At 47.6% G+C, this 3,340-nt stretch carries 5 protein-coding genes; 1 reads left to right on the forward strand and 4 read right to left on the reverse strand.

The features are described 5' to 3' along the window. Positions 1–854 (reverse strand): GTP-binding protein (locus tag VB081_RS07780; RefSeq protein ID WP_323400255.1); only part of this gene is annotated, 854 nt, incomplete at its 3' end. A 202-nt stretch (positions 855–1,056) separates the two neighbouring features. On the opposite strand from VB081_RS07780, the gene VB081_RS07785 reads away from it, so the two are divergent. After that, complete coding sequence (locus tag VB081_RS07785; RefSeq protein ID WP_323400256.1) at positions 1,057–1,524, forward strand: hypothetical protein; 468 nt, start codon at positions 1,057–1,059, stop codon at positions 1,522–1,524. Between the two features lie 43 nt (positions 1,525–1,567). Here the strand turns inward: VB081_RS07785 and VB081_RS07790 are convergent, their stop codons facing one another. From VB081_RS07790 to VB081_RS07800, 3 genes are all read right to left on the reverse strand, one after another. Continuing rightward, positions 1,568–2,230, reverse strand: a complete 663-nt coding sequence (locus VB081_RS07790; RefSeq protein WP_323400257.1) for a hydrolase — start codon at positions 2,228–2,230, stop codon at positions 1,568–1,570. A gap of 22 nt (positions 2,231–2,252) precedes the next feature. Further along, complete coding sequence (locus VB081_RS07795) at positions 2,253–3,050, reverse strand: hypothetical protein (protein WP_323400258.1); 798 nt, start codon at positions 3,048–3,050, stop codon at positions 2,253–2,255. Positions 3,051–3,147: 97 nt separating this feature from the next. Then, the coding region (locus VB081_RS07800) for a C40 family peptidase (protein ID WP_323400259.1) at positions 3,148–3,340 on the reverse strand (193 nt) is incomplete at its 5' end.

The raw sequence follows: 3,340 nt of genomic DNA on the forward strand, positions 1-3,340 counted from the left end.
GCGTGGATGGGTGCAATGTCGGCAGCCATTGGCATCAGCTTAAGCAGACCGTCCATCAATACCCCTGCCCCCAGATCGCTTGCCGCCGCCGTAACGAAAACAGGCGCGACCGTTCCCTGCAGCACACCGGCCTTCAATCCAGCCAAAATATCTTCTTTGGATAATTCCTGTCCATCAAAGAACTTTTCCATCAAAGTTTCGTCGTTTCCGGCAGCATTTTCCACCAGCGTCTCACGCAGCGCAGTTGCTTCATCAGCAAGCCCCGCAGGAATATCAGCATCTTTTACAGATTTTCCGTCAAAAAGATATGCTTTCATTTCAATCAGATCGACAACGCCTTCAAATACGCCGTTATTCATGATCGGCAGCTGTACCGCCGTTACCGCCGCACCGTATTTTGTTCCCAGCGCGCCGACCGTTTTTGTAAGATCCGTATTTTCTTTATCAATCTGGTTGACCACAAACATACGCGGGATATTGTGCTTCACACAATAATCATACGCCTTTTGTGCCCCCACCGGAACAATACCGTTTGGCCCTAGAACGATCATCGCAGAGTCTGCAAGACCGTATGCCGCAATTGCCTCGCCCTCAAAATCAAAATAACCCGGAACATCGATCAGGTTAATTTTCTTATCTTTCCACTCAACAGGCGCAAGACCCATACCGATTGAAATATGCCGCTTGGTCTCTTCGCTGTCATAGTCTGTTACGGTATTTCCGTCTTCAACTCTGCCCATGCGTTCGGTCGCGCCGGAATCAAAAAGCATCGCTTCTGTAAGCGTAGTCTTTCCTTCACCGCCGTGCCCGACAACAGCTATGTTCAAGATGTCCTGTGGATTGTATTCTTTCATATAACCAGACCTCCAAATGTAATATTTATGTGAAGTCTTAAAATTCAAAATTAGAGTGGATATGTATAGTCTTAGTGTACCAGATAACCGCTCAAAAAGGAAATCTTTTTTATTGTTGCATGGAAAATCTTGTGCTTTTTTGCAATATTATATATAATGATTGATGTCGCTATTAAAAAAGAAATTGTGAGGTATGTATTTCATGAGCGAAGCAGATAACGAAAAATTGCAGGATCAGGATGTTCCGGAGCAGGAAGAAGCGGCGGAAGAACCTGAAACTGAACTGACAGTACAAGAGGAAGCCAAAGAAACGGAAATAGAAAACACCGAGGAAACGGAAGAAGATGAAGAAGACACCCTTCCCGTCATCACGCATGTTTCCAAGTTTTCTCAGAAAACGATCAATATCATTCAGGCTATTTTGGGCATTCTCGCTGGCGGTGCAATATGGCTTTGTATCACGTTCGGCTCCGGCTCAGATAACGTCCTTTTGCAATATATGTTCGTAATCGTCTTTGCCGTAGTTATGCTGACGCAGCGTGCGGTAGAACGCAAGCTCGGCCTTTCGACGCGCGTGTTCGTAAAGTTTTGGCTGATCGGTCTGGTCGTCTTCCTCGCGGTATTTGTCATATACGGTATCGCAACAGGACAATTCACCAGCGGATCATAAATCAACCACAAACAAAAAGCTCCGGATAACCGGAGCTTTTTTCTTACAATTTTTCCCTGTATACCTGCATCGTCATGCGGAACAACTCCGCATTGGACGGCGGCGTATACGTGATCGCATCCGCACCGCACTCAATCGTTTCGCGGATCGTCTCATCCGTCGGCCCGCCCGTCGCAATGATGGGGATATAAGGATATTTATTGCGGATCTGTTCGATAATCCTACACGTGTTATCCGCCCCCGAAACGTTCAGTATATCGGCTCCGCTTTCGATCCTTCTTTCAACATCCTCACGTTCAGATACCACCGTCACTACCGTCGGGATATCGATACGCTTTTTTAGCTTTGCTACAAGCTCATTGTCCGCGACCGGATTCAAAACAGCCCCAAACGCGCCGCTCCATTCGGCCTCCATCGCCATATGCAGCACCCTGTCATCCGCAATCTCTCCACCGCCAACGCTGCACATCACCGGAATATTTGCCGTTTGCAAAATTGCCTGGTTAATCGCCGGTTGCGGCGGAAAAGGATACACCGCCATCACTGCGTCTGCGTCTGTGTTCTTGATAAGCGATGTGTCTGTCGTAAAAATGAAAGACCGAAGCGTCCTCCCGAATATCTTGATTCCCGGCGCCTGACCGATCACTTCCGGCATCGTGAGAATCATATAACGGAGCTTGCTTTCATATTCTTTGCTCTGCATCATCCATACCCTTTCGAAGAACGACTTATGCGAAAACTACTTCAACGTCTATTCCGCTGTTTTTGCGGCTCAGTCCAAATTCCTTCAATAACTGGTCTATTTTGCCGGTACCATCGTCTTTTAACAAGACACTGGTTTCCTTCTCCTGCATCACGACCCCCAGCTCATTTATCTTTTGTACAAACGTCTGTCTGTCAAACGTACTTCCCGCCTGCACTTTTTCAGGAGCGGCTTCCATCATCGAAGAATATGCTTTCCCGCTTCCCGTCTGCGGCGGCGCGGTTGATGACGGCGCACTTTCCGCTTTGGCTATATCACTGGCTGGAGAATCCGTCGTGCTTTCCGTCAGCTCTGAATCCATTGCCGCTTCCGCGTCCTGTTCTTCCTGCGGCGTAGCTTCTTCGCCTGTATCCTGCATTGTCGGCTCTTGCGCCGCTTCCGGGACAACCGCGCCTGATTCCGCATTTGCCTGTGCTCCGCTCAGCATAACATTGTTTTGTGAATGGATTGTGAACCCGCCCGTAGCAAAAGCCGTAATTACAAATACGCAACACAAAGCGCCCGCAAGCGCTGGTATCAGGAATTTATATTGAAATTTTTTCTTTCGTGGTTGTCTCTGGACCGCATTTCTCCACGCGTAATGGAATTCTTCCGGTATAGGCTGGTCGACCCTGCGTTTTAGCTGCCGGTCGATCTTCAACATCTGTCGATAATATTTCTCACAACGGGGACACGAAGCAATATGCGACATGATCTCGCTCTTAACGCGGATATTGCCGTCAAAATATTCATTGATCAAGTTTTTGCATTGCCTGCATGTCATAATTCTTCCCGCTTATTTACCATTTTGTAATTAAGACGTAACATCCGCTCGAAATGTTCCGGTTTTTCCAAAATTAATCTTACACTTTTTCATACGCCTACCACGGACGGCGTCCGCATACAAAATGACTGCGCCAATAGGAGGAATCATAAGTGCGCTTGATCACCTTTCCGTTCGCAGAAGATGCGTCGATCATCATACCGTCTCCAATGACGATGCCAACATGTCCTACCCTGTTGCCTGCATTGTTCGTATAGAAGATCAGGTCCCCTCTTTGCAGGTTATCAAAA

Origin of the sequence: Christensenella sp. (genome assembly GCF_034927525.1) — a bacterium.
In the GTDB taxonomy this organism is placed as follows: Bacteria; Bacillota; Clostridia; order Christensenellales; family Christensenellaceae; genus Christensenella.

Coding starts and splice junctions, on each gene's coding strand:
- VB081_RS07785 (WP_323400256.1), top strand. CDS start 1,057: ATGAGCGAAGCAGATAACGAAAAATTGCAGGATCAGGATGTTCCGGAG.
- VB081_RS07790 (WP_323400257.1), bottom strand. CDS start 2,230: ATGATGCAGAGCAAAGAATATGAAAGCAAGCTCCGTTATATGATTCTC.
- VB081_RS07795 (WP_323400258.1), bottom strand. CDS start 3,050: ATGACATGCAGGCAATGCAAAAACTTGATCAATGAATATTTTGACGGC.